The sequence below is a fragment of the Cryobacterium sp. M23 genome, from assembly GCF_002929655.1.
GTDB lineage: Bacteria > Actinomycetota > Actinomycetes > Actinomycetales > Microbacteriaceae > Cryobacterium > Cryobacterium sandaracinum.
On the sequence record NZ_PJJV01000053.1, the window covers coordinates 1 to 23,065 of the forward strand.

Here is a 23,065-nt window from a genome sequence, read left to right on the forward strand (position 1 = left end):
CATGCTCAGCCTCGGCGGCCACAAACCAGTGCTCCCCGGCCGGGTTTAACCCACGGAAGCAGCAGGAGAGCCGAGATTTTGCCCGGATCGGGCGCAGACACACGGGAAAAGCCGTTTTTCCGGAGAATCTCCGTCGAATTCGTTCGAGACACGGCACCGAGTTCGGCAAGCGTGCGGCCGGGGTAGCAGATCGATGCACTCCGGGGAGAATCAGGGCACCTAGGCTGGGAGTGTGACCGGGCCGACTCAGAGCATCCTCCTGCCCGAGTGGTGGGATCCGGCCCGCGTCTTCGACACCCTCTACCGCAACAGCCCGTACGCGTTCTGGTTGGATGCGGGCAACGGCGCCGAAACCGGCCTCAGCTATCTTGGGTCTGCGTCGCGCGGGTCCCGGTTCGTCACCGCCTCGGTGCCGGAGGGGACCGTGACGGTCTCGGTCGCCGGCGATCCGTCCGTGCCGGGCCACCTCTCACCCGGGACGATCTTCGAGTTCCTGCGCGCGGAGCCGCCCGGCTTCCACGACGATGCCACCGACGATACCGGCACCGACGATACCGGCGGCTTTCGGCTGGGCTGGGTGGGCTGGCTCGGATACGAACTCGGCGCCCAGACCCTCGGCACGCCCGTGCACGACTCCCACTACCCGGATGCCGCCCTGCTCGAGGTGCACCAAGTGCTGGTGTTCGATCACGCGGCACGCACGGTCAGGGCGCTCGCTCGCCGCGCTTCCGGCGACGCGACGGATGCCCCGCAGGTGTGGGCCGATGCCGTGCTCAAGGCTCTCGCCGCGTCGGAGCCGCAGCCCGCAGCATCCGCGACCCGGCCGGTCACGTGGCCTGTCGGCCCCGCTGCCGGCCCCGTTGCCGCTGCCGGCGCAGCCCGGTGGCGGCACGACGTGCACCGCTACGCCGAGCTGATCGAGGAATGCCAGGCGTTCATCCGGGCCGGTGACGCCTACCAGCTCTGCCTCACCAACGAGATCCTGGTCGACGTGCGGCCGCATCCGGTCGACGCCTACCTGGCGTTGCGCGCCGGCAGCCCCAGCCACCACGGCGGGCTGCTGCGTTTCGGGGACACTGCCCTGCTCAGCGCCTCCCCGGAACAGTTCCTGACCGTGACCCCGGGCGGCCTGATCACCACGAAGCCGATCAAGGGCACCCGGGCACGCTCCCGGATGACCGACCGGGACCGCGAGCTCCGCGACGAGCTCGAGGGCAGCGACAAAGAGCGCGCCGAGAACCTGATGATCGTCGACCTGATGCGCAACGACCTCGGCCGGATCGCCGAGCTCGGCAGCGTGCAGGTCACGAACTTGCTCGCCGTGGAGAGTTACGCGCACGTGCACCAGCTGGTCAGCACGGTCGAGGCGCGCCTGGCCGCGGGGCTGACCGGGGTGGATGCCGTTGCGTCCTGCTTCCCCGCCGGGTCCATGACCGGGGCACCCAAGATCAGTGCAATGACCATCCTCGACGCCCTCGAGTGCGGACCGCGCGGGCTCTACGCCGGGGCCTTCGGCTATCTGGGGCGAAACGGCGCGGTCGACCTGGCCATGGTCATCCGCAGCATCGTGCTCAGCCCGGACGGGGCCTCCATCGGCACGGGCGGCGGCATCACGGCGCTGTCCGATCCGCTGGAGGAGATCGAGGAAACCCGGCTGAAAGCGGCGGCGCTCCTGGCCGTCCTCGGCGTTCCTCGATCCGGCGCCGCCACGGGCCAGGGCCAGGTTTAGTAACCTAAGAGCTTGGACGCCGCCTCCGCGCGGCCCTGTGCCTGCTGGCGCAATCCCCACTGCAACGAAGAGAGTCACGTGGCACACGAGTACGACCACACCCGCACCGGCCAGGACAGCGAAGAAAAAGTTTACGATTTCGCCGCCATCCAGGCGAAGTGGCAGCCGATCTGGGAAGAGCTCGACCCCTTCCGCACGAACGATCCCGACGACGTTCGTCCGCGCAAGTACGTGCTCGACATGTTCCCGTATCCCTCCGGCGACCTGCACATGGGCCACGCCGAGGTCTACGCGCTCGGCGACATCGTCGCCCGGTACTGGCGTCAGCAGGGCTTCAACGTGCTACACCCCATCGGCTGGGACTCCTTCGGGCTGCCCGCGGAGAACGCCGCGATCAAGCGCGGCATCGACCCGCGCGGCTGGACCTACGACAACATTGCGCAGCAGAAGAAGAGCATGAAGCTCTACGCGGCATCCTTCGACTGGTCCCGCGAGCTGCACACCAGCGACCCCGAATATTACAAGTGGAACCAGTGGCTGTTCCTGCAGCTGTACAAGAAGGGCCTCGCCTACCGCAAGGACAGCTGGGTGAACTGGGACCCGGTAGACCAAACCGTCCTCGCCAACGAGCAGGTGCTCGCCGACGGCACCTCGGAGCGCAGCGGCGCCGTGGTGGTCAAGAAAAAGCTCACCCAGTGGTACTTCAAGATCACCGACTATGCGGACCGCCTGCTCGACGACCTGAACCAGCTCGAGGGCACCTGGCCGGCGAAGGTGCTGAACATGCAGCGCAACTGGATCGGCCGCTCCATCGGCGCCGACGTGGACTTCGTGATCGAAGGCCGCGAGGAGCGCATCAGCGTCTTCACGACCCGCCCCGACACCCTCTACGGCGCGACCTTCATGGTCGTCGCCCCCGACGCGGACCTCGCCGTCGAGCTGGTCGCGGATGCCTCGCCCACCGTCAAGGAACGGTTCCAGGAATACCTGGTACAGGTTCAGAACAGCACCGAGATCGAGCGTCAGGCCACCGACCGGGAGAAGACCGGCGTGTTCCTCGAGCGCTACGCCGTCAACCCGGCCAACGGCGAACGCCTGCCGATCTGGGCCGCGGACTACGTGCTCGCCGACTACGGCCACGGTGCCGTGATGGCGGTGCCGGCCCACGACCAGCGCGACCTCGACTTCGCCCGCCGTTTCGACCTGCCCGTGGTCGTGGTCGTCGACACGACCGCCGCGGTCACCGGCATGATCCCCGTGATCACGCAGGACATGATCGACGGCACCGAGGAGCTCACCTCCCTCGACCCGGCTCGCACTGGCATCGCTATGACCGGGGAAGGCCGCCTGATCAACTCGGGCGCGCTCAACGGCCTTAGCAAGAACACCGCGATCAAGCGCATGATCGAGCAGTTGGCCGTCGACGGTACCGGCCGCGCCGCCAAGAACTACCGTCTGCGTGACTGGCTCATCTCCCGTCAGCGCTATTGGGGCACGCCGATTCCGATCATCCACGGCCAGGACGGCGCCGAGATCCCCGTGCCGGAAGACCAGCTTCCCGTGTTGCTGCCGCCCACCGACGGCCTCGACCTCAAGCCCAAGGGCACGTCGCCGCTGGGCGGCGCGGCCGACTGGGTCAACGTGCCCAACCCGATCGACGGCACCCCCGCACGCCGCGACGCGGACACCATGGACACCTTCGTCGACAGCTCCTGGTACTTCCTGCGCTTCCTGAACCCCACCGACGACACGAAGGCGTTCGACCCGAAGGAAGCCGAGAAGTGGGCGCCCGTCGACCAGTATGTCGGTGGCGTCGAGCACGCCATCCTGCACCTGCTCTACGCTCGCTTCATGACCAAGGTGCTTTTCGACCTCGGCTATGTCAGCTTCACCGAGCCGTTCACGGCTCTGCTGAACCAGGGCATGGTCATCCTTGACGGGGCCAAGATGTCCAAGAGCAAGGGCAACCTGGTCTACTTCACCGAGGAGGTCGACCAGTTCGGCGTCGACGCGGTACGGCTCACCATGGCTTTCGCCGGACCGCCGGAAGACGATATCGACTGGGCGGATGTCTCGCCGGTCGGCTCCGCCAAGTTTCTGGCCCGCGCCTGGCGCGTCGCCCGCGACGTCACGAGTACGCCCGACATCGATTGGAAGTCCGGCGACGCCGGTCTCCGCCGGGTCACCCACCGCTTCCTGGCCGATGCGCCCGGCCTGGTCGAATCGTTCAAGTTCAACGTGGTCGTCGCCCGACTGATGGAACTCGTCAACGCCACCCGCAAGGTGATCGACACCGGCGTCGGCCCCGCGGATGCCGCGGTACGCGAGGCCGCGGAGGTCACCGCCATGGTGCTCAACCTGTTTGCTCCGTACGCGGCCGAGGACATGTGGCAGCTCCTCGGCCATGAGCCGTGTGTCGCCCTCGTGCAGTGGCGCAAGGCCGACCGAACCCTGCTCGTGGAGGAGTCGGTCACGGCCGTCGTACAGGTCGACGGCAAGGTGCGCGACCGCATCGAGGTGTCCCCGAAGATCGCCGGCGACGAGCTGGAACGCCTCGCACGTACCTCGGCCGAGGTCATCCGCCGGATCGGTGACCGCGAGATCAAGAACGTGATCGTGCGCGCGCCGAAACTCGTCAGCATCGTCACCCGCGGCCAGTAGCACCGCCTGCCTCGCCTCCCCAGGGCGGCACCTCGCGGCGCCGCCCACAGGGTGCGGCCGTCCGCTGGGGGACCGGCACCCGTCGGCCTAGCCTGCCGGGATGGAGCCTGACCCGGTAATCAAGGCACTCGACCGCCTGGCCCCGAGCGCGCAGGGGCGCGCCCCGGCGCGCGTGCGCATCGGGGTGGGCGCAGCCGTCGTGCTGTTGATATTGGCGTTGGCCACCGCGGTAATCGTGTCCGCGCTCGGTCAGCAGGCCGGGCACCAGGTGGTGTCCCCGGCGCACCCGACCGCGGGTTCGGGTTCCGGTGGAGCCGACAACGGCCCGGCCCCGAGTTCCTCGGGGGCAGCCTCGGCATCCGGTGCCCTCATCTTCGTTCATGTGCTCGGCGCCGTGCGGCGTCCCGGACTCTTCGAACTCTCCACCGGCGCCCGGGTGATGGATGCCGTGGCCGCCGCCGGCGGGCTGACCGAGACCGCCGATCCGGCCGGCACCAATCTCGCTCGCAAGCTCAGCGACGGCGAGCAGCTCTACCTGCCCCAGCTCGGCGAAGTCCCCGCGGGACCGCCGCCGGGCAGCGGTGCATCCCTCGGCGGCGCATCCGACCAAGGTGGCGGCGGCCCGGCGGTCCTGGTCAACCTCAATACGGCCAGCCTGGCCCACCTCGACACCCTGCCGCGCATCGGCCCGGCCATGGCCCAGCGCATTCTGGATTTCCGCGACGCCAACGGGCCGTTCGCGGCCGTCGAGGACCTGCGCAATGTCACCGGTATCGGTGAGAAGACGTTCGAGGGGCTCAGAGCCCTGATCACCGTGTGAGAGTGGCCGTGAACGGAGGGTGCCTGAAGTCCTGACGCATCGATGCGGCGAGCGTATCCGGTGCTTGACGGAGGGTGCTCGGATCGAGCCGGTGACCGCACCTGGCCTGCACTCGATGGCGTGCACGGTCTTCTCCGACCCATGACGGCTAGGAACTGACCGACTGGCGGCAATGGGCGCTGTCGGCGGCCTGCTCGCGGGCTGAAGCGTGTCGTTTTTGACGAGCCGCTCCGTCGCCGCGGACCGGTGGCGAGGTCACCGGGCACGCCTCCACACCCCCGGTCCCGCGTCAACCGGGCACAGATTCCGGTAGCCACCGGGGGGAGCCGCGGGCGCACCTAGCCTCCCGGTATGGATTTTACGCGCGACATCGTAGCTCGCCGCCCGGATCACGGCATGACTGGGCTCGACCTGCGCCTGGTTTTCCCCGCGGCGACCGCCTGGCTGGCGGCCTGGTTGCTCATCGCCTTCCCCGGGTGGGCACCCGGCGCTCAGGCCGCGTTGTGGGCCGCCGCCCTGGGCGTGGGTCTGGTTGTGGCGCGTCGGCTGGTCCGCGCCCGGGGGGCGCCGGCCTGGGGTGTCGGCCTGGTCAGTTGCGCTGCGGCCGCGCTGATGGCATCCGCGGTCACGGTCGCTGCGCCCGGGCGGCTGCCGGAAACCGTGCGGGAGAGCGCCGCCCGGCAGGAGACAGTGACCGTGCTCCTCACAGTGGCGTCGATCCCGGTGCAGACCCAGTCGTTCGGTGCTCCCGCACTCTTCGGCCCGGCTGGCTCTGACTCCGGAGCGTCCGCCCGGGTGCGCTTCCGCGGCACCCTGACCGGGATCGAGCAGGGCGAGGTCGCCCGAAAGGGTGCTGGGCGGGGTCTGTCGGTTCCGGTGGTCGTGTTCGCAGAGACTGCGAGCGGACAGGCGACCGCGCTTCAGATCGGCAGTGGCGTGCGGCTGGACGCCACCCTCCGGCTCACGGCGGCCGGGGACGCGGCATCCGCCCTGGTGTTTGGGCGTGGTCCGCCCGAGCTCCTCGTGACACCGCCCTGGTGGCTCGGCTGGGCCGGGGAACTGCGCACCCTGTTCACGACCGCCGCGGGCGATCTGCCCGGCGACGGCGGTGACCTGCTGCCCGGCCTGGCCATTGGTGACACGAGCTCGGTCGAGGCAGACCTCGACGCGGCCATGAAGACGAGTTCGCTCAGCCACCTCACGGCAGTGTCTGGAGCGAACTGCGCCGTGGTGATCGCGGGCGTCATGCTGCTGACCGGGTTTCTGGGACTGCGCCGCGGCATCCGGATCGCGATCTCGCTCCTCACCCTGCTCGGGTTCGTGGTGCTCGTGACGCCCGAACCCAGTGTGCTGCGTGCCGCTCTGATGGCGACGATCCTGCTGCTCGGGATTGCCTCCGGTCGGCCGGGCCGAGGTGTGCCGTTGCTCGCACTCGTCGTGATCCTATTGCTGGCGGCCGACCCATGGCTGGCCCGCAGTTACGGGTTCGCCCTGTCGGTTCTGGCCACGGCCGGCCTACTCGTGCTGGCCGGGCCGCTGACCCGAATGCTGCATCGGTGGCTGCCCACCTGGCTCGCCGCCGTGATCGCCATCCCGCTGGCCGCGCAGCTGGCCTGTCAGCCGGTGCTCGTGCTGCTCACTCCCACCCTCCCGCTCTACGGGGTGCCCGCGAATCTGCTGGCCGGTCCGGCAGCCCCAGCCGCCACCGTCATCGGTCTGATCGCGTGCCTGCTCTTGCCCTGGCTGCCCGGTGTCGCCGGGGGAGTGCTCTACCTGGCCTGGCTGCCGGCCGCCTGGATCGCGGCGATCGCCCGAACATCCGCAGAGCTGCCCGGCAGCCGCCTACCCTGGCTGGGCGGCCCGCTCGGTGTTCTCGTGACCGTTCTACTGACGGTGGCCGCGGTGGCGCTGGTGATGCGGGGCCGGGGGCAGGTTCGGGCGCGCTGGCCGATAGCGGCGATCGCGGTGCTGGTTCTCGCCGCCGGAAGCCACGCGGGCAGCCTGATCGGGGCAGGCGTCGGCCGGGCCGTGGCCTTCCCCGCGGACTGGCAGATCGCGGCCTGCGACATCGGGCAGGGTGATGCGGTCGTCGTGCGCGACCGCGACCGGTACGCGCTCGTCGACGTGGGGCCCGACCCGGCCCTGCTCGCCGACTGCCTCGACACGCTGGGGATCGACCGAATCGACATCCTCGTGCTGACCCACTACGACCTGGACCACATCGGCGGGGTCGCCGCCGTGATCGGCCGCGTCGACACGGCGCTGGTCGGCATCCCGGAGAACGCCGACGATGAGCGACTGCACGATGCCCTCGCCGCGGGCGGTGCCGAACTGCGGGGCGCCGCCCGCGGCGACACGGGCACCCTCGGGGAGCTGCGCTGGGAGATCCTCTGGCCGGTGCGGGGCTCAGCGGTGATGCAGACCGGAAACGAGGGGAGCGTAACGATCGGATTCGACGGTCGCGGCATCCGTTCCCTGTTCCTCGGGGATCTCGGCGAGGAATCCCAGGACGCGCTCCGGCGCAGCTCCAGCCCGGGCGAGGTGGATGTCGTCAAGGTCGCCCACCACGGGTCGGGAGACCAAAGCCCGGAGCTCTATGCCGATCTCCGGGCAACGGTGGGGCTGATCTCGGTAGGCAGGGAGAACGGCTACGGCCATCCCACCGACACGGTTCTGGACATTCTTGCGGCCGCGGGCACACTGGCCCTCCGCACCGACCAGCAGGGACTGCTGGTGATCGCTCCGGGGCCAGGTGGTGGTGCGCTGACGGTCTGGAGCGAGACCGTGCAGAGCGAGGCCGTGGCGGACACCGACCCCGGATAGTCTTAATGGATTCCGCACAGCCTCAATCGAAGGAACCCCGAGTGGCCGCACGCACAGCTTCATCCGGCAGGACCGCGCCCCGCGCTGTGCCGAAGTCGGCCGCCATCCCGCAGCTGGCCTGGCACCAGGTGCGGCCGGCGCCGATCATCCTGGTCTCCGGAACCGAAGTGTTCCTGGCCGAACGCGCGATCCGCCAGCTGCGGGACTTCCTCAAACTCGAAGACCCCAGCCTGGAGATCAGCGACGTGCAGGCCGACAGCTATGCGCCCGGCGAACTGCTCACCATGGCCAGCCCGTCCCTCTTCGGCGAACCGCGGCTGATCCGCGTCAGCTCCGTCGAGAAGTGCAGCGACACGTTCCTCGCGGAGGCCCTGGACTACCTGCAGAACCCGGCCGAGGACACCTACGTCGTGCTCCGGCACGGCGGCGGCGTGCGCGGCAAGAAGCTGCTCGACACCATCCGTTCGGGCGTCGGCGGCGCCATCGAGGTCGTCTGCACCGAGCTGAAGAAAGACTCCGACCGGCACGACTTCGCCTCGGCGGAATTCAAGACAGCCGGCAAGCGGGTCACTCCCAGCGCGCTGCGGTCCCTGGTCGCCGCGTTCTCCGGCGATCTGGCCGAACTCTCCGCGGCCTGCCAGCAGCTCATCGCCGATGTCGGCACCGAAGTGACCGAGACGACCGTGGACCGCTACTACGGCGGTAGGGTCGAGGCCAACGCGTTCAAGGTAGCCGATGCCGCCATCGCCGGGCATCAGGGGGAGGCGCTCGTCATCCTGCGCCACGCCCTGTCCTCCGGCGCCGACCCGGTCCCGGTGGTGGCCGCGTTCGCCATGAAGATCCGCACCATGGCGAAGCTCTGCGGGGTGCGCGGCGGCTCGGCCCAGCTTGCCTCCCAGTTCGGCCTCGCCCCCTGGCAGGTCGAGCGGGCCCAACGCGACCTGCGCAGCTGGTCCGACGAGGGTCTCGCCCGCTGCGTCGTGGCGCTGGCCGAAACGGATGCCGCAGTGAAGGGTGCCGAGCGCGACCCCGTCTTCGCTCTCGAGCGGCTCATCGGTGTGATCGCCCGCCGCGGTGAGAGCTGACCAGACCCGGCTTTCGCGCGCCTCCTTACCCTCGACGGTGAGCTCCGCGCCAGGGAGGGGTCGCTCACCGTGGTGCGCGCCAGCTGATGCCCGAACTGAGAGGTGTGGGCCTGGGCGGACTCGGCGCGCACGACACGATCAGCTTGGCGAGCGGCAGATAGACGACGGCTGCCAGGACCGCCGTCAGGGCGATGCTGCGGCGCCTGACCGGGCCCGGCCGTGATGAATTTCAGGTGACCGGTCCCCGACGGTTCGAGCCCCTGCCCGGACACACGAAAGCCCCCACCGAGATGGCAGGGGCTGTTGTGTACGCCGGTCAGGGCCGGTGAACGATCCTGATCCCGGTCAGGCGCAGACTAGACGAGGGCGTTGACCGACTTGGCGATCGCGGACTTCTTGTTCGCGGCCTGGTTCTGGTGGATGACGCCCTTGCTGACGGCCTTGTCGAGCTTTTTCGAAGCGACGGCGAGGCTGGCAACAGCCTTGTCCTTGTCGCCCGAGGCGATCGCCAGGCGCGTCGCGCGGACAGCGCGCTTGAACTCGCTCTTGACCGACTTGTTACGCTCCTGGGCCTTTTTGTTGGTGCCGATACGCTTGATCTGCGACTTGATGTTTGCCACGTTTATACGCTTTCGTTAGATTCTTTTTCGGATGGGCCGCTTGGCGGTAGAGGGCGCCGTACGACAATAATCGTGTGGGGTGGGACCCAACACGCAAGCCAACAGGCAACGATACCAGTTATTCGTTCAGGTCGACAATCGGCCCGGGCCGGTCGATCGCAACCTCCGTGAGGATGCCGCTCAGCACCGCGGCGAAGCGTTCCGGTTGGGCCAGGCTGACGAGGTGCGACGCCCGGGGGACGATCACGAGGCGCCCGTCCCGGCAGGCGGCGAGGAAGCGGCGCTCATGCAGCCGGAACTGATCCAGAGAACCGTTGACCAGCCACACCGGGCCGGGATAGCGAGCCAGGCTGTCCAGCGGGCGGAGGCTGCCGGTGGCGCCGAGCCCGGCATCCATCACCGTCAGCGGCACACCGCCGGCGAGCGTGTCGGCGGCCCCTCCCGATGGAAGGAGCACGCGCACGAGTGTGGTGTGGAGCCACAGTCCCTGGTCGGGCAGTCGGCGGATCAGCCGGGCCAGGCCCCGGTAGGCGTCCAGCAGCCAGCCGGCCGGAAGCGCGCAGCTTCCCGCGGCGACCAGCCCGGCCACCTTCTGCGGGTGGCGCGCGGCGTACTCGATGGCGTAGTAGCCGCCGAGGGAGAGGCCGACCAGCAGCACCCGGCCGCCCAGAGCAGCGACGCCCTCGTCGATGGCGGCCAGGGCGCCCTCCACGGTGAACGTTTCGTCCATGCGGGCGCCGTGCCCCGGCAGATCGATCGCGAGTGCCGGATGCCCGGCCTCGCCCAGTATGGACAGCTGTCGTCGCCACATGGTGCCCGACGTGCGGATCCCGTGCACGAAAAGAACCGGGACGGCGGGTGTCATTCATTCCTCCTGGTGAGCAGCCGCACTAGAGGGTGACGGCGATACCGATGATAGACACCAGGGAGTAGCCGCACCAGATCAGCAGTGACAGCACCCGGTTCGCGGCAATCACTTCTGGCTCTTCCGTGGGTGAGCGCTCGGCCGGGCGCTGCGTCTGTGGCCAACTCAGGACATCCGTCGCACGGGTGGCCGGGCCACCGCGGACCAGTGCGGAACCGGTGCGGATGTCCGGCCTCGCCCGGTCGGATCTCCTGAGTTGGCCACACTACCCGCCGAAGAGCCACGGCACACCGCCGCCTCTCCAGCAGCGCCTCTGCGGGTCGGGCATCCACTACGCGCCCCGCCCCCGCCCCCGAGCCCGAACGAATTCGACGGAGATTTTGGCCGAAACGCTCCCCAACTGGTCGAAAAAGCTCGCTTTCGGGAGAATCTCCGTCGAATTGGTTCACGGCAGTGGTTCACGGCAGTGGTTCGCTGCGAGCCGCCGGGCGCGGCCGTTCCCGCGCGCAAGCCTGGAACGATGCGCGGCAACGGCGAAACCGGGACCCAGCCACCTATGGGAGAATTGCCAGACCATGTCACCGAGACCCCTCACGGCGCTTGAACCGGCCGCCACCCCGCCCGAGTTCATCCGCAATTTCTGCATCATCGCCCACATCGACCACGGCAAGTCCACGTTGGCCGACCGGATGCTGCAGATCACCGGCGTCGTCGACGACCGTTCGATGCGCGCCCAATACCTTGACCGGATGGACATCGAGCGCGAGCGCGGCATCACCATCAAAAGCCAGGCCGTGCGTATGCCGTGGGAACTCGACGGGCAGACCTACGCCCTGAACATGATCGACACCCCCGGCCACGTGGACTTCACCTACGAGGTGTCTCGCAGCCTGGCCGCGTGCGAGGGAGCAATCCTCCTCGTCGACGCCGCCCAGGGGATCGAGGCGCAGACCCTCGCCAACCTCTACCTGGCGCTGGAGAACGACCTCACCATCATCCCGGTGCTGAACAAGATCGACCTGCCGGCTGCCGACCCCGACAAGTACGCGAAGGAGCTCGCCAGCCTGATCGGTGGCAGTCCCGACGACGTGCTCCGGGTCTCCGGCAAGACCGGCGTCGGCGTCGCCGAACTCCTCGACCGCGCCACCCGCCTCATCCCGGCCCCGGTCGGCGACCCGGCCGCCCCGGCCCGCGCGATGATCTTCGACTCGGTCTACGACAGCTACCGTGGCGTCGTCACCTATGTGCGCATGATCGACGGCAAGCTGGGCCCGCGCGAGAAGATCCAGATGATGTCGACCCGTGCCACGCACGAGATCCTCGAGATCGGCGTCACCTCGCCCGAGCCCACCACCAGCAAGGGCCTCGGCGTCGGCGAGGTCGGCTACCTGATCACGGGCGTGAAGGATGTGCGCCAGTCGAAGGTCGGCGACACGGTGACCACCGCGCTCCGCCCCGCCACCGTCGCCCTGCCGGGCTACACCGAGCCGAAGCCCATGGTCTTCTCGGGCCTCTACCCGATCGACGGCAGCGACTACCCGGCCCTCCGCGAGGCCCTCGACAAGCTCAAGCTCTCCGACGCGTCCCTCGTGTACGAGCCCGAGACATCCGTCGCCCTCGGTTTCGGTTTCCGCTGTGGTTTCCTCGGGCTGCTGCACCTGGAAATCATCACCGAGCGGCTCGACCGGGAGTTCGGCCTCGACCTGATCACCACGGCGCCCAGCGTGATCTACGAGGTCACCACCGACGACAAGAAGTCTGTCACGGTCACCAACCCGAGCGAGTTCCCGAACGGGAAGATCGCCAAGGTCGAGGAGCCGATCGTGAAGGCGGCCATCCTCGCACCCAAGGACTACGTCGGCGTGATCATGGAACTCTGCCAGAGCCGCCGCGGCACCCTGCTCGGCATGGACTACCTCGGCGAGGACCGTGTCGAGATCCGCTACACGATGCCGCTCGGTGAGATCGTGTTCGACTTCTTCGACAATCTCAAGAGCCGCACCGCCGGCTACGGCTCGCTCGACTACGAACCCATCGGCTCTCAGGAGGCCGACCTGGTCAAGGTCGACATCCTGCTGCAGGGCGAACAGGTCGACGCGTTCAGCGCGATTGTGCACCGCGACAAGGCCTACGACTACGGCGTGCTGATGACGGGAAGGCTGCGCAAGCTCATCCCGCGCCAGCAGTTCGACGTGCCCATCCAGGCCGCGATCGGCGCCCGCATCATCGCCCGCGAGTCCATCAGTGCCATCCGCAAGGATGTTCTCGCCAAGTGCTACGGCGGTGACATCTCCCGCAAGCGCAAGCTGCTGGAGAAGCAGAAGGAGGGCAAGAAGCGCATGAAGATGGTCGGCCGGGTCGAGGTTCCCCAGGAGGCGTTCATCGCCGCCCTGTCCGGTGACGAGCCCCCGAAGAAGAAGTAGACGGATGCGCCGCGCCACCTTCACCGATACCGCCGTCACCTACGCGTCCATCGGCGGCACCCTCGCCCCGGACCTGCTCCGGTTCCCACCCAAGGGCTACCGGCCCCTCGAGCGCACCGTGCGCCTCGGCAGCGGTGAGGAGCGCTTCCAGCTGGCCTCGAAGTCGCTGATGACCTGGGGCGTGCAGCGGGGGAGCGGAATGACCGTCACCGACCTGCTGGACGGCACCGGCCAGCAGTACACGGGACTCGTCTTCGACGCCGACGGCCAGGCCGCCCGCGACCAGAAGCCCGAGCCGGACGAGGCCGTCTTCGCCGAGGACGGCACGCCCTACATCGTCAACGGCATGTCCGCGCACCTCACGACCAAGTTAGGCCCCTTCACCATCGACGCCCCCGTGCGCGTGGTCTACGTGATCGACGAACCCGACCGCCTCGGCTTCGCGTACGGCACCATGGCCGGGCACCCGGCCAGCGGCGAGGAATCGTTCATCGTCGACAGACGCGAGGACGACTCGGTCTGGCTGACCATCCGCGCCTTCTCCCGCCCCGGCACCTGGTTCTACCGGCTGGGCTGGCCGTTCGTGCGGCGGCAACAGGCCAAAATCACAGCACGGTACCTACGCGCGCTGCATCCGATCGGCGCGGTCTAACCGCATGGGCAGTGCCCTTCCCCTCGGCGACCCCGCACCCAGCGACGGACTGCTGCCGGCCTCGGCCGCCGTGGGAGCTGCCCAGCGCGATTTCGGCGTCTACCTGCACGTGCCGTTCTGCCGGGTCCGCTGCGGCTACTGCGACTTCAACACCTATACCGCCACCGAGTTGCGCGGCGCAAGCCAGCATGACTATGCCGGCCAGGCGATCACCGAGGTCCAGTCGGCCGGCCGGATCCTGACTCAGTCGGGCGTGCCCGCCCGCCAGGCGGCGACCGTCTTCTTCGGCGGCGGCACCCCCACCCTGCTCCCGGCCGACGACCTGGTGCGGATGCTGGAGGCCGTGCGCTCCACCTGGGGGATCGCACCCGGCGCCGAGGTGACCACCGAGGCGAACCCCGACTCCGTCGACGCCGCCTACCTCGGCCGCCTCGCCGAGTCCGGCTTCACCCGGGTATCCTTCGGCATGCAGTCCGCGGTACCGAGCGTGCTGGCCACCCTCGAGCGCACCCACGACCCCGAGCGGGTGCCGCTTGTGGTGCAGTGGGCGCGCGAGGCCGGCCTCGACGTGTCCCTCGACCTGATCTACGGCACACCGGGGGAGACCCTCGTCGATTGGCGCACCAGCCTCGAGCACGCCATCCGGCAGGCTCCCACCCACGTCAGCGCCTACTCGCTTATCGTCGAGGAGGGCACCAAGCTGGCCCGCCAGATCAAGCGCGGCGAACTGGCCCCTGTCGATGACGACGTTCAGGCCGAGTTCTATGAGCTGGCCGACGACCTACTGTCCTCGGCAGGCTACGGCTGGTATGAGGTCAGCAACTGGGCGACGGATGACGCGCACCGCTCGCGCCACAACCTCGCCTACTGGCGCAGCCAGGACTGGTGGGGTGTGGGGCCCGGAGCCCACAGCCACATCGGTGGGGTGCGCTGGTGGAACGTCAAGCATCCGTCGGCCTACGGCGATCGGATTCGCGCCGGCGACTCACCGGCCGCCGGGCGGGAGACCCTCGATGCGGCCACTCAGGAGGTGGAGCGGGTGCTCTTGCTCACCCGAATCCGCGAGGGTATCCCCATCGACTCGCTCAGCCCGCTCAGGCGCCACGAGGTGGCGGGACTCATCGCCGACGAACTCATCGACGCGAAAGCAGCCCTCTTCGGCTCGATCGAACTGACCCTCAGAGGACGCCTCCTGGCGGATGCCGTCGTGCGCCGCCTGCTTGCCGACTGAACTCAGTTCACGAACTTGATCGACAGCGGATACGTGTAGTACTCGCCCCGGTTTGCGGCCAAAGCGGCCAAGATGCCGAACACGACCATCAGAACGGAGGCAGCCAGGAGAACGAGGTAGCCGACGAGGATGATCGTCAGGACGCCGCCGACCGCGTAGGCGATCAGGAGCGTGAGCTGGAAGTTCAGTGCGGTCGCGGTGTGCGCCCGGATGAACGGGCCGCGGTCCTTGAGCACGATGTAGCCGATCAGGGCCGGCACGAAATAGAACAGAATGCCGCCGACGTGCACGAGGGTGGCCCACAGTTTTTCGTCGGCCGGGTTCATCGGGGTGGGAGCCTGGTTCGGGTTGGCGGGCGGCGGTGGGGTGGAATTGGTCATTGGTGCTCCTTCTGAAGAAAAACCGAGTGCGCCGGGCTACTTGATCAGGCGCAGGGCGAACGGGTACCGGTAGTGGTTGCCGTCCTTCGCCTGGAGGTAGCCGAGCACCGAGAAGACAACACCGAGGATGTACAGCACCCAGGCGAGACCGCCGATGACGCCGCCGATGCCGAATGTGAGGAAGCCGATGACCGTCGCAAAAAAGTTGATCGCGAAGTAGCCGATCAGAAGCGTGATCTGAAAGTTGAGCGCTTCCTTCGCCTCGACGCTGGTCAGAGGTCCGCGGTCCTTGAAGAGCAGCCACAGCACCAGGGACGGCACGAACATGAGGATCCCGCCCAGATGTGCGAGGGACGCCCATTGGCGGTCATCCGCCTCCGTCAGGGGTGCCGACGGTCCCGGGGCGGCAGGCTGGTAGGGCGGTTGCGGCGGCCGTTGGCCCTGGTACGGATCATCGGGTCCGGGACCAGTGAAATTACTCATGATCATGCCTTTCAGTGCACCGGGGAAGAGGTGCTACATGCCTAAGTTACTGCGCCCCAACATTGGGGAGCAATGGGTAAGCCCAGCCGGTCGCGGTATGATTGGCAGTCACATACCGCGAGTGCCAATCGATGCTGCACTCGCGACGCTGGGAGGAGGCGAGCGCCATGGTGTCCGATCGCAGTCTCGAAGTCCTGCGTGTGATCGTTCAGGACTATGTAGCCTCCCGCGAACCCGTCGGTTCCAAATCTATCGTCGACCGGCATTCCTTCGGGGTCTCGGCGGCCACGATCCGCAACGACATGGCCCTGCTCGAAGAGGAAGAGTTGATCGCGGCTCCGCACACCTCGTCGGGCCGCATCCCCACCGATAAGGGTTACCGTCTGTTCGTCGACCACCTCGCCGATCTGCGCCCGCTCTCGGCGGCGCAGCGCCAAGCCATCGAGACGTTCCTCGGTCAGTCGGCCGACCTCGACGAGGTGCTGGCCCGCAGCGTGCGGCTGCTCTCGCAGCTCACCCATCAGGTCGCCCTGGTGCAGTATCCGTCGCTGTCCCGCGCGAAGGTGCGCCACATCGAACTGGTGCCCCTGTCCGAGACTCGCCTCCTGTCGGTTCTGATCACGGATGCCGGACGGGTCGAGCAACGCGTCGTCGACCTGCCCCGGCCTCTGGCTGAACCCGTTCTGATCGAACTGCGCACCCGGTTGAATTCTGCCCTGGTCGGGCTCGGCATGAGCGAGGCCGCCAGCACCCTTACCGGCAGCTCTCTCACCGCCGGCTCCGGCCTCGGCCCGATTGAGCAGCAGGAGGCGGTGGATCTGATCACCGGCACCCTGCGGGACCAGGTCGGCGCGAACAGGCAGGACCGGCTCGTGATGGCCGGCGCCGCCAACCTCGTGCGCACCGAGGAAGACTTCACCGGCAGCATTTTCCCGGTGCTCGAGGCCATCGAGGAACAGGTCGTGCTTCTGCGGCTGTTCGGCGAGATGGCCTCTGACCAGCACGGCGTGTCCGTCAGTATCGGCCGGGAGAATGCTTCGTTCGGTCTGGCCGAGACATCCGTGCTCACCAGCGGCTACTCCTCGCAGGGCGGCAACCTGGCGCGCCTCGGCGTGCTCGGCCCCACTCGGATGGATTACTCGAACAACATGGCGGCCGTCCGTGCGGTCGCCCGCTACCTTTCACGCCTTCTCGGCGAGAATTGACCAGTTCCCCTCGGCCCAGAAGCCGGCGGAACACCACATTTCAGAACAGACCTAGGAGAGCCAGCTTTGGCTGACCATTACGAAGTACTCGGCGTTGCCCGCGACGCCTCGACCGACGAGATCAAGAAGGCCTACCGCAGGCTGGCCCGGCAGCTGCACCCCGACGTGAACCCGGGCGCGGATGCATCCGAGCGCTTCAAATCCGTCACGCACGCCTACGACGTGCTCAGCGACGTCAAGCAACGCGACAACTACGACCGTGGCGGCAACGGCCGCTCGGGCGGCGGCGGAGGCGCCGGTTTCGACGGCAACTTCGGCAACTTCGGCGACATTTTCGAGACCTTCTTCGGCGGCGGGGGATCCAGCCGCGGGCCTCGGTCGCGCCGAGAGCGCGGCCAGGACGCCCTGATCCGGGTCGACCTCGACCTCGATGAGATCATCTTCGGCACGCACCGGGAGCTCGAGGTCGACACGGCCATCATGTGCGCGACCTGCAGCGGCACGTGCTGCCAGCCGGGCACCGCGCCCGTCACCTGCGACATCTGCCACGGCACCGGCACCATCCAGCGCGCCGTGCGGTCGCTGCTCGGCAATGTCATGACGAGCAGCCCCTGCGGTTCCTGCCGCGGCTACGGAACGATCATCGCCACTCCCTGCGTCACCTGCCAGGGCCAGGGCCGCGTGCGAGCGCGTCGCACGGTCCCCGTCGACATCCCGGCGGGGGTCGACACGGGCCTGCGCCTGCAGATGCCCGGCAGCGGCGAGGCAGGTCCGGCCGGCGGTCCCAACGGCGACCTCTACCTTGAGATGAAGGTGCGCCACCACGACGTGTTCAGCCGTGACGGCGACGACCTGCTCTGCACCCTCGAGGTGCCGATGACGGATGCTATCCTCGGCAGGTCCGCGACCGTCAAGGCGCTCGACGGCGACATCGAGGTCGAGCTCAGGCCGGGCACGCAGAGCGCCGAGATCATCACGGTCAAGGACCGCGGCGTCACCCGCCTGCGCGGGAACGGACGCGGCGACCTGAAGGTCGGCGTGCACGTGGTCACGCCGACCCGTCTCGACCACAAGGAGCGGGAGCTGATCGAGGCCTTTGCGGCCCGCCACAAGGCGCCGGCTCCTGCCCTCAGCGCCTTCCAGCAGGGACTTTTCGCCAAGCTGCGCGATCGGTTTCGCGGCTAGGCGTCGATGGCACACTTCTTCATCGATGAGGCGCTCCACGCCGCCGATTGCGTGCCGGGGGCGGTCGTCGGCATCGGCGGCGCCGAGGCCCGGCACGCGGTCACCGTCAGCCGGGTGCGCCCGGGCGAGCGCCTGCGGATCGGGAATGGGGCCGGGCTCATGCTCGCCGCCACCGTCGTTGACGCAGATGCGAGGCTGCTGACCCTGCGCGTCGAGACGGTGACCGTGACCGCGCTGCTGACGCCGCGCATCCGTCTGGTCCAGGCTCTCGCCAAGGGAGACCGGGACGAACTGGCTGTGCAGGCGGCCACGGAGCTCGGCATCGACGGGGTGATCCCGTGGGCCGCATCCCGCTCCGTGACGCGCTGGGAGGGAGCCAAAATCAAGAAGGGCCGGGATCGCTGGTCCAGCATCGTGCGCGAGGCCTCGAAACAGTCGATTCGCGCGTGGCTGCCCACGGTCGGGGAACCGGCGAGCACCAAAATGCTGGCCGAGCTGGCCGGCACTACCCGGATGCTGCTGCTGGAGCCCACCGCGAGCGAACGGCTGACCTCGCAGGCGGCGCCGACCGACGACCGGGATATCCTGCTCGTCGTCGGACCCGAGGGCGGCATCTCCCCGGCCGAGCTGACCCTGCTCGAGCAGGCAGGCGCCACCCGGGTGCGCCTGGGCGACAATGTGCTGCGCACCTCCACCGCCGGCCCGGCCGCCCTCTCCATCCTGAACGTGACGCTCGGCCGCTGGTAGCGCGTGAGCTTAAGATAGAGATATGTCTTCCACCGGCCAAGAACCGTCCATCTTCACTCGCATCGCCGCGCGCGAGGTCCCGGCGACCATCGTCGCCGAAACCGAACGGATCATCGCCTTCACCGACATCGCCCCGCAGGCGCCCGTGCATGTCGTCATCACGCCGAAAACATCCGAGTACAGCAACGTGGTCGAGCTCGCGGCCGGAGACCCCGGGCTGCTGACCGAACTCATCGAGGTGGCGCATGCTGTGGCGGCCCGGCTGTCCAACGGCCAGTTCCGGCTCGTGTTCAACACCGGCGCCAGCGTCGGGCAGACCGTTTTCCACGTCCACGCTCACCTGCTCGCCCCGCAGGCCGCCGGCGGAACCCTCGGGGAGGGAACGCTTGGTTTCCGGTGAGCCCGGGCCGGGCCAGGCCGAGGTGCACATCACGGTCGACGGCATTGCCATGGTGCGCCTGCTCGGCACCGACGACCGTCTGCTCGCCGCCGTCGAGAAGGAACACCCCGGCGTCAGCGTGCACGTGCGCGGCAACGAGGTCACCCTCATCGGTGAGACCGAGCACGTCGAGGCGGCGCGTCGCCTGATCGAGGAGCTCCTGCTCATGGTGCGCGGCGGGCGTTACCTCGCCGAGTCCGAGGTGAGCACCTCCTCACGGATGCTCGACAAGGACAGCTCCACGAGCCCTTCCGAACGTCTGGGCCCGGCCATCCTCAGCTCCCGCGGCAAGAGCATCCGCCCCAAGACCATCGGGCAGAAGGAATACGTGGACGCCATCGACACCGACACCATCGTGTTCGGGATCGGGCCGGCCGGAACCGGCAAGACCTACCTCGCAATGGCCAAGGCTGTGCAGGCGCTGCAGCGCAAGGAGGTCGAACGGATCATCCTCACCCGCCCGGCCGTCGAGGCCGGGGAACGACTCGGCTTCCTGCCGGGCAGCCTCACCGAGAAGATCGACCCGTACCTGCGCCCCCTGTACGACGCCCTGAACGAGATGATGGACCCGGAACTCGTGCCCAAACTGCTCGCAGCCGGAACCATCGAGGTGGCCCCGCTCGCCTATATGCGCGGACGCACGCTCAACTCCTCCTTTGTCGTGCTCGATGAGGCGCAGAACACCACTGCCGAACAGATGAAGATGTTCCTCACCCGGTTGGGGTTCGGCTCGAAAATGGTCGTGACCGGGGACATCACCCAGATTGACCTTCCGGCGGGCTCGAGCGGGCTGCGCTTGGTGAGCCGGGTGCTCGACGGGGTCGACGACATCCGTTTCGTGCGTCTGACCAGTGCCGACGTCGTGCGGCACTCCCTGGTCGGCCGGATCGTCGACGCCTGGACCGCATACGACGCGCAGAAGCAGGCCGAGCGCTACGAAAGCGATCAGGCGCGGGAATTCGCAGGTCGCGGACCCGGCCGCCCCAACACTCCCCGCGACCGCCTTCCGAAACGGAGATCCTCTTGAGCATCGAACTCAACAACGAATCGACTATCCCGGTCGATGAGGCCGCCATCCTGCGTCTGGCCGCCTACGCTCTGGACTCCATGCACGTGCACTCTGACGCCGAACTGGCGATCGTCCTCGTCGACGAGGGTGCGATGGAGCAGCTGCACGTGCAATGGATGGATGAGCCGGGCCCCACCGACGTGCTCAGCTTCCCGATGGACGAATTGCGCCCGGGCACCGAAGACGCCGAGACCCCGCCGGGGCTGCTCGGCGACATCGTGCTCTGCCCGCAGGTGGCCCAGGGCCAGGCCGAGACAGCCGGGCACAGCGCCCTCGAGGAACTCCTGCTGCTCACCACGCACGGCGTGCTGCACCTGCTCGGATTCGACCACGTGGAACCCGCCGAGGAGAAGGAAATGTTCGGCATCCAGCGAGACATCCTGATCGGCTTCGCCCTGCAGGAACGCCTCCGCGACCGATGATCGGGTGGTTTCTCACGGCGGCCATCCTGTTGGTCGCTTTCGGCGGCCTGATGGCCGCGGTGGACTCCGCCGTCACGAGCCAATCCCGGGCCGACATTCTTGACCTGGCCGAGAAGTCCCGTGCCAAGCGCTCCCTGACGGCGATCGCCGCCGACACCGGGGCGCACCTGAACACGATCAGTTTTGTACGGATCATCGCCGAGACCACGGCGGCCGTGCTGGTGACCCTCGTCTTCGCGACCACGATCGAGGAGCTGTGGCTGGCACTGCTACTGTCCTCCCTGCTGATGACCGCGGTCTCCTTCGTGCTCGTCGGCGCCAGCCCGCGCAGCGTGGGCCGAGCCCACCCCGTGGAGTTGCTCTCCGCGACCGCCCCGTTGGTGCACTTCCTCCGGGTGCTCCTCGGCCCCATCGCCAACGCGCTTGTCGCCCTCGGCAACCGGGTCACCCCCGGGCGCACCCGGCTGGCCACGTTCACGTCGGAGGTCCAGCTGCTTAGCATGGTCGACGAGGCCACCGAGCTCGACGTCCTCGAGGAGGACGACCGGGAACTGATCCACTCGATCTTCGAGTTCAACGAGACCGTCGTGCGCGAGGTGATGATTCCGCGCACCGACATGGTCACCATCGAAGCGGACTCATCGATCGGCGCGGCGATGGGCCTGTTCCTGAGTAAGGGCTTCTCCCGGGTGCCGGTCATCGACGGCGAAGTGGATGACGTCACGGGCATCCTGTACCTGCGCGATGTGGCCCGGCTCGTCTACGAGCGGCCGCCGAACGCGGAGAGCCTCACGGTGCGGGAGCTCGAGCGACCGGCCGTCTTCGTGCCCGAGTCGAAGAAAGCCGACGCGCTGCTCCGCCAGATGCAGCTCGAGTCAAACCACCTCGCGATGGTGGTCGACGAGTATGGTGGCATCGCCGGACTGGTCACCCTTGAAAACCTGATCGAGGAACTCGTGGGAGACATTTCCGACGAGTACGACCGCGACGTTGTGGAGGTCGAGGGACTCGGCGACGGTCGCTTCCGGGTGAGCGCGCGGCTTCCGGTCGACGAGCTCGGTGAACTGTTCGACCTGGAACTGGACGACGACGAGGTTGATTCGGTGGGTGGCCTGCTGGCCAAGGCCCTCGGGCGCTTGCCGGTGGCGGGTTCGGTCGCCAGGGCGAGCGGGTTGGTCCTCACCGCCGAACGCACCGAAGGCCGCCGCAAACGAATCAGCACCGTGCTGGTTGAACGAGACCAAGCGCTGATAGACGCGCAGAACGCATTCCTCGGAGTGTCGGACGATGAGAGAGTGGATGGTCATGACTGAAGTAGAAGGATTCCGAGCGGGGTTCGTGTCGTTCGTGGGACGCCCCAACGTGGGCAAATCCACGCTGACGAACGCGCTGGTCGGGGAGAAGGTCGCGATCACGTCGTCGAAGCCGCAGACCACCCGGCGCGCCATCCGCGGCATCGTGCACCAGAAGAACGGTCAGCTGATTCTGGTCGACACCCCGGGTATCCACAAGCCGCGCACCCTGCTGGGCGAACGACTGAACAGCCTCGTGCAGTCGACGCTGTCCGGCGTGGACGTGGTGGGCCTCTGCATTCCGGCCAACGAGCCGATCGGCCCGGGCGACCGGTTCATCAACGAGCAGCTGGACAACTTTCCGCGGGCCCGCAAGGTGGCCATCGTGACCAAGATCGACATGTCCTCCAAAACCAGTGTCGCCAACCAGCTCCTCGCCGTGTCACAGCTGCGTGACTGGGAGGCGATCGTGCCGATCTCGGCGACCAGCCGCATCCAGCTCGATATCCTCAGCGCGGAGCTGCTGCGCCTGCTGCCCTTGTCGGATGCCCCGCTCTACCCGGCCGACGCGGTCACCGACGAGAGCCTCGAGTCGCGCATCTCGGAGTACATCCGGGAGGCGGCGCTCGAGGGCGTCACCGACGAGCTGCCGCACTCGATCGCCGTGACCATTGACGACATCATCGAACGCGACGACCAGGAACTGGTCGAGATCTACGCGAACCTGTTCGTCGAGCGCGACAGCCAGAAGGGCATCATCATCGGCAAATCCGGCAGCCGGTTGAAGGATGTTGGTGTGCGCGCCCGCAAACAGATCGAACCGCTGGTGGGAAAGCGGGTCTTCCTCTCGCTCCGGGTCAAGGTCGCCAAGGAGTGGCAGCGCGACCCGAAACAGCTGGGCCGCCTCGGTTTCTAGCCGGCACTCCGCCTGCAC

At 68.1% G+C, this 23,065-nt stretch carries 20 protein-coding genes; 16 read left to right on the forward strand and 4 right to left on the reverse strand.

Annotation, left to right across the window (positions count from 1 at the left end):
* Positions 1 to 232 precede the first annotated feature (232 nt).
* The 5 genes from CXY82_RS03300 to holA all read left to right on the forward strand — a co-directional run bounded on the left by CXY82_RS03300 (position 233) and on the right by holA (position 9,118).
* On the forward strand, positions 233 to 1,729 hold the full coding sequence (locus CXY82_RS03300) for an anthranilate synthase component I family protein (protein WP_104169673.1): 1,497 nt from the start codon (positions 233 to 235) through the stop codon (positions 1,727 to 1,729).
* A gap of 78 nt (positions 1,730 to 1,807) precedes the next feature.
* The gene (gene leuS / locus CXY82_RS03305; protein ID WP_104169674.1) at positions 1,808 to 4,390 is read left to right on the forward strand and encodes a leucine--tRNA ligase; all 2,583 of its coding nucleotides are present in this window, start codon (positions 1,808 to 1,810) and stop codon (positions 4,388 to 4,390) included.
* A gap of 100 nt (positions 4,391 to 4,490) precedes the next feature.
* Positions 4,491 to 5,210 carry a helix-hairpin-helix domain-containing protein gene (locus tag CXY82_RS03310; protein WP_104169675.1) on the forward strand — a complete coding sequence of 240 codons (720 nt, stop codon included), beginning with the start codon at positions 4,491 to 4,493 and terminating at the stop codon, positions 5,208 to 5,210.
* Between the two features lie 396 nt (positions 5,211 to 5,606).
* Complete coding sequence (locus CXY82_RS03315; protein WP_158252119.1) at positions 5,607 to 8,033, forward strand: ComEC/Rec2 family competence protein; 2,427 nt, start codon at positions 5,607 to 5,609, stop codon at positions 8,031 to 8,033.
* A 41-nt stretch (positions 8,034 to 8,074) separates the two neighbouring features.
* Positions 8,075 to 9,118 carry a DNA polymerase III subunit delta gene (holA, locus tag CXY82_RS03320; RefSeq protein WP_233191251.1) on the forward strand — a complete coding sequence of 348 codons (1,044 nt, stop codon included), beginning with the start codon at positions 8,075 to 8,077 and terminating at the stop codon, positions 9,116 to 9,118.
* 356 nt (positions 9,119 to 9,474) lie between these two features.
* Here holA and rpsT read toward each other — a convergent pair whose 3' ends face one another.
* Together rpsT and CXY82_RS03330 are read right to left on the reverse strand one after the other, a co-directional pair.
* Positions 9,475 to 9,738, reverse strand: coding sequence for a 30S ribosomal protein S20 (gene rpsT, locus CXY82_RS03325; RefSeq protein WP_104100003.1), 264 nt, complete (start codon positions 9,736 to 9,738; stop codon positions 9,475 to 9,477).
* A 118-nt stretch (positions 9,739 to 9,856) separates the two neighbouring features.
* Positions 9,857 to 10,603: an alpha/beta fold hydrolase gene (locus CXY82_RS03330; RefSeq protein WP_104169677.1), complete on the reverse strand. Its 747-nt coding sequence runs from the start codon at positions 10,601 to 10,603 to the stop codon at positions 9,857 to 9,859.
* Positions 10,604 to 11,178: 575 nt separating this feature from the next.
* Here CXY82_RS03330 and lepA point away from each other — a divergent pair.
* From lepA to hemW, 3 genes are read left to right on the forward strand one after another with little or no spacing between them, the layout of a single operon-like run.
* On the forward strand, positions 11,179 to 13,026 hold the full coding sequence (gene lepA, locus CXY82_RS03335) for a translation elongation factor 4 (RefSeq protein WP_104100001.1): 1,848 nt from the start codon (positions 11,179 to 11,181) through the stop codon (positions 13,024 to 13,026).
* 4 nt (positions 13,027 to 13,030) lie between these two features.
* The gene (locus tag CXY82_RS03340) at positions 13,031 to 13,678 is read left to right on the forward strand and encodes a DUF1990 family protein (protein WP_104169678.1); all 648 of its coding nucleotides are present in this window, start codon (positions 13,031 to 13,033) and stop codon (positions 13,676 to 13,678) included.
* A gap of 4 nt (positions 13,679 to 13,682) precedes the next feature.
* Entirely contained in the window at positions 13,683 to 14,909 is a 1,227-nt protein-coding gene (hemW, locus tag CXY82_RS03345; protein ID WP_104169679.1) for a radical SAM family heme chaperone HemW, read from the forward strand.
* Between the two features lie 2 nt (positions 14,910 to 14,911).
* Here hemW and CXY82_RS03350 read toward each other — a convergent pair whose 3' ends face one another.
* Together CXY82_RS03350 and CXY82_RS03355 are read right to left on the reverse strand one after the other, a co-directional pair.
* On the reverse strand, positions 14,912 to 15,289 hold the full coding sequence (locus CXY82_RS03350; protein WP_233194123.1) for a DUF4870 domain-containing protein: 378 nt from the start codon (positions 15,287 to 15,289) through the stop codon (positions 14,912 to 14,914).
* Between the two features lie 36 nt (positions 15,290 to 15,325).
* A complete protein-coding gene (locus CXY82_RS03355; protein WP_104169704.1) occupies positions 15,326 to 15,772 on the reverse strand; it encodes a DUF4870 domain-containing protein in 447 nt (148 codons plus the stop codon).
* Positions 15,773 to 15,939: 167 nt separating this feature from the next.
* Here CXY82_RS03355 and hrcA point away from each other — a divergent pair, with 167 nt between their 5' ends.
* The 8 genes from hrcA to era all read left to right on the forward strand — a co-directional run bounded on the left by hrcA (position 15,940) and on the right by era (position 23,047).
* Positions 15,940 to 16,977 carry a heat-inducible transcriptional repressor HrcA gene (gene hrcA, locus CXY82_RS03360; RefSeq protein ID WP_104169705.1) on the forward strand — a complete coding sequence of 346 codons (1,038 nt, stop codon included), beginning with the start codon at positions 15,940 to 15,942 and terminating at the stop codon, positions 16,975 to 16,977.
* Positions 16,978 to 17,043: 66 nt separating this feature from the next.
* Positions 17,044 to 18,162 (forward strand): molecular chaperone DnaJ, encoded by a 1,119-nt coding sequence (dnaJ, locus tag CXY82_RS03365; RefSeq protein ID WP_104169680.1) that lies wholly within the window; start codon positions 17,044 to 17,046, stop codon positions 18,160 to 18,162.
* A 6-nt stretch (positions 18,163 to 18,168) separates the two neighbouring features.
* A complete protein-coding gene (locus tag CXY82_RS03370) occupies positions 18,169 to 18,909 on the forward strand; it encodes a 16S rRNA (uracil(1498)-N(3))-methyltransferase (RefSeq protein WP_104169681.1) in 741 nt (246 codons plus the stop codon).
* Between the two features lie 22 nt (positions 18,910 to 18,931).
* The gene (locus tag CXY82_RS03375; protein ID WP_104169682.1) at positions 18,932 to 19,309 is read left to right on the forward strand and encodes an HIT domain-containing protein; all 378 of its coding nucleotides are present in this window, start codon (positions 18,932 to 18,934) and stop codon (positions 19,307 to 19,309) included.
* Positions 19,310 to 19,358: 49 nt separating this feature from the next.
* On the forward strand, positions 19,359 to 20,375 hold the full coding sequence (locus CXY82_RS03380) for a PhoH family protein (protein ID WP_104169706.1): 1,017 nt from the start codon (positions 19,359 to 19,361) through the stop codon (positions 20,373 to 20,375).
* Positions 20,372 to 20,839, forward strand: a complete 468-nt coding sequence (ybeY, locus tag CXY82_RS03385; RefSeq protein ID WP_104169683.1) for an rRNA maturation RNase YbeY — start codon at positions 20,372 to 20,374, stop codon at positions 20,837 to 20,839. Before CXY82_RS03380 ends, ybeY begins: the two co-directional genes overlap by 4 nt.
* Entirely contained in the window at positions 20,836 to 22,152 is a 1,317-nt protein-coding gene (locus CXY82_RS03390; RefSeq protein ID WP_104169684.1) for a hemolysin family protein, read from the forward strand. Before ybeY ends, CXY82_RS03390 begins: the two co-directional genes overlap by 4 nt.
* Entirely contained in the window at positions 22,145 to 23,047 is a 903-nt protein-coding gene (gene era, locus CXY82_RS03395; RefSeq protein ID WP_104099992.1) for a GTPase Era, read from the forward strand. Before CXY82_RS03390 ends, era begins: the two co-directional genes overlap by 8 nt.
* The last annotated feature ends 18 nt before the right edge of the window (positions 23,048 to 23,065 follow it).

Coding starts and splice junctions, on each gene's coding strand:
- hrcA (WP_104169705.1), top strand. CDS start 15,940: ATGGTGTCCGATCGCAGTCTCGAAGTCCTGCGTGTGATCGTTCAGGAC.
- CXY82_RS03375 (WP_104169682.1), top strand. CDS start 18,932: ATGTCTTCCACCGGCCAAGAACCGTCCATCTTCACTCGCATCGCCGCG.
- CXY82_RS03355 (WP_104169704.1), bottom strand. CDS start 15,772: ATGAGTAATTTCACTGGTCCCGGACCCGATGATCCGTACCAGGGCCAA.
- hemW (WP_104169679.1), top strand. CDS start 13,683: ATGGGCAGTGCCCTTCCCCTCGGCGACCCCGCACCCAGCGACGGACTG.
- CXY82_RS03340 (WP_104169678.1), top strand. CDS start 13,031: ATGCGCCGCGCCACCTTCACCGATACCGCCGTCACCTACGCGTCCATC.
- lepA (WP_104100001.1), top strand. CDS start 11,179: ATGTCACCGAGACCCCTCACGGCGCTTGAACCGGCCGCCACCCCGCCC.
- CXY82_RS03390 (WP_104169684.1), top strand. CDS start 20,836: ATGATCGGGTGGTTTCTCACGGCGGCCATCCTGTTGGTCGCTTTCGGC.
- era (WP_104099992.1), top strand. CDS start 22,145: ATGACTGAAGTAGAAGGATTCCGAGCGGGGTTCGTGTCGTTCGTGGGA.
- CXY82_RS03315 (WP_158252119.1), top strand. CDS start 5,607: ATGACTGGGCTCGACCTGCGCCTGGTTTTCCCCGCGGCGACCGCCTGG.
- CXY82_RS03330 (WP_104169677.1), bottom strand. CDS start 10,603: ATGACACCCGCCGTCCCGGTTCTTTTCGTGCACGGGATCCGCACGTCG.
- CXY82_RS03370 (WP_104169681.1), top strand. CDS start 18,169: ATGGCACACTTCTTCATCGATGAGGCGCTCCACGCCGCCGATTGCGTG.
- CXY82_RS03380 (WP_104169706.1), top strand. CDS start 19,359: ATGGTGCGCCTGCTCGGCACCGACGACCGTCTGCTCGCCGCCGTCGAG.
- CXY82_RS03310 (WP_104169675.1), top strand. CDS start 4,491: ATGGAGCCTGACCCGGTAATCAAGGCACTCGACCGCCTGGCCCCGAGC.
- CXY82_RS03350 (WP_233194123.1), bottom strand. CDS start 15,289: ATGACCAATTCCACCCCACCGCCGCCCGCCAACCCGAACCAGGCTCCC.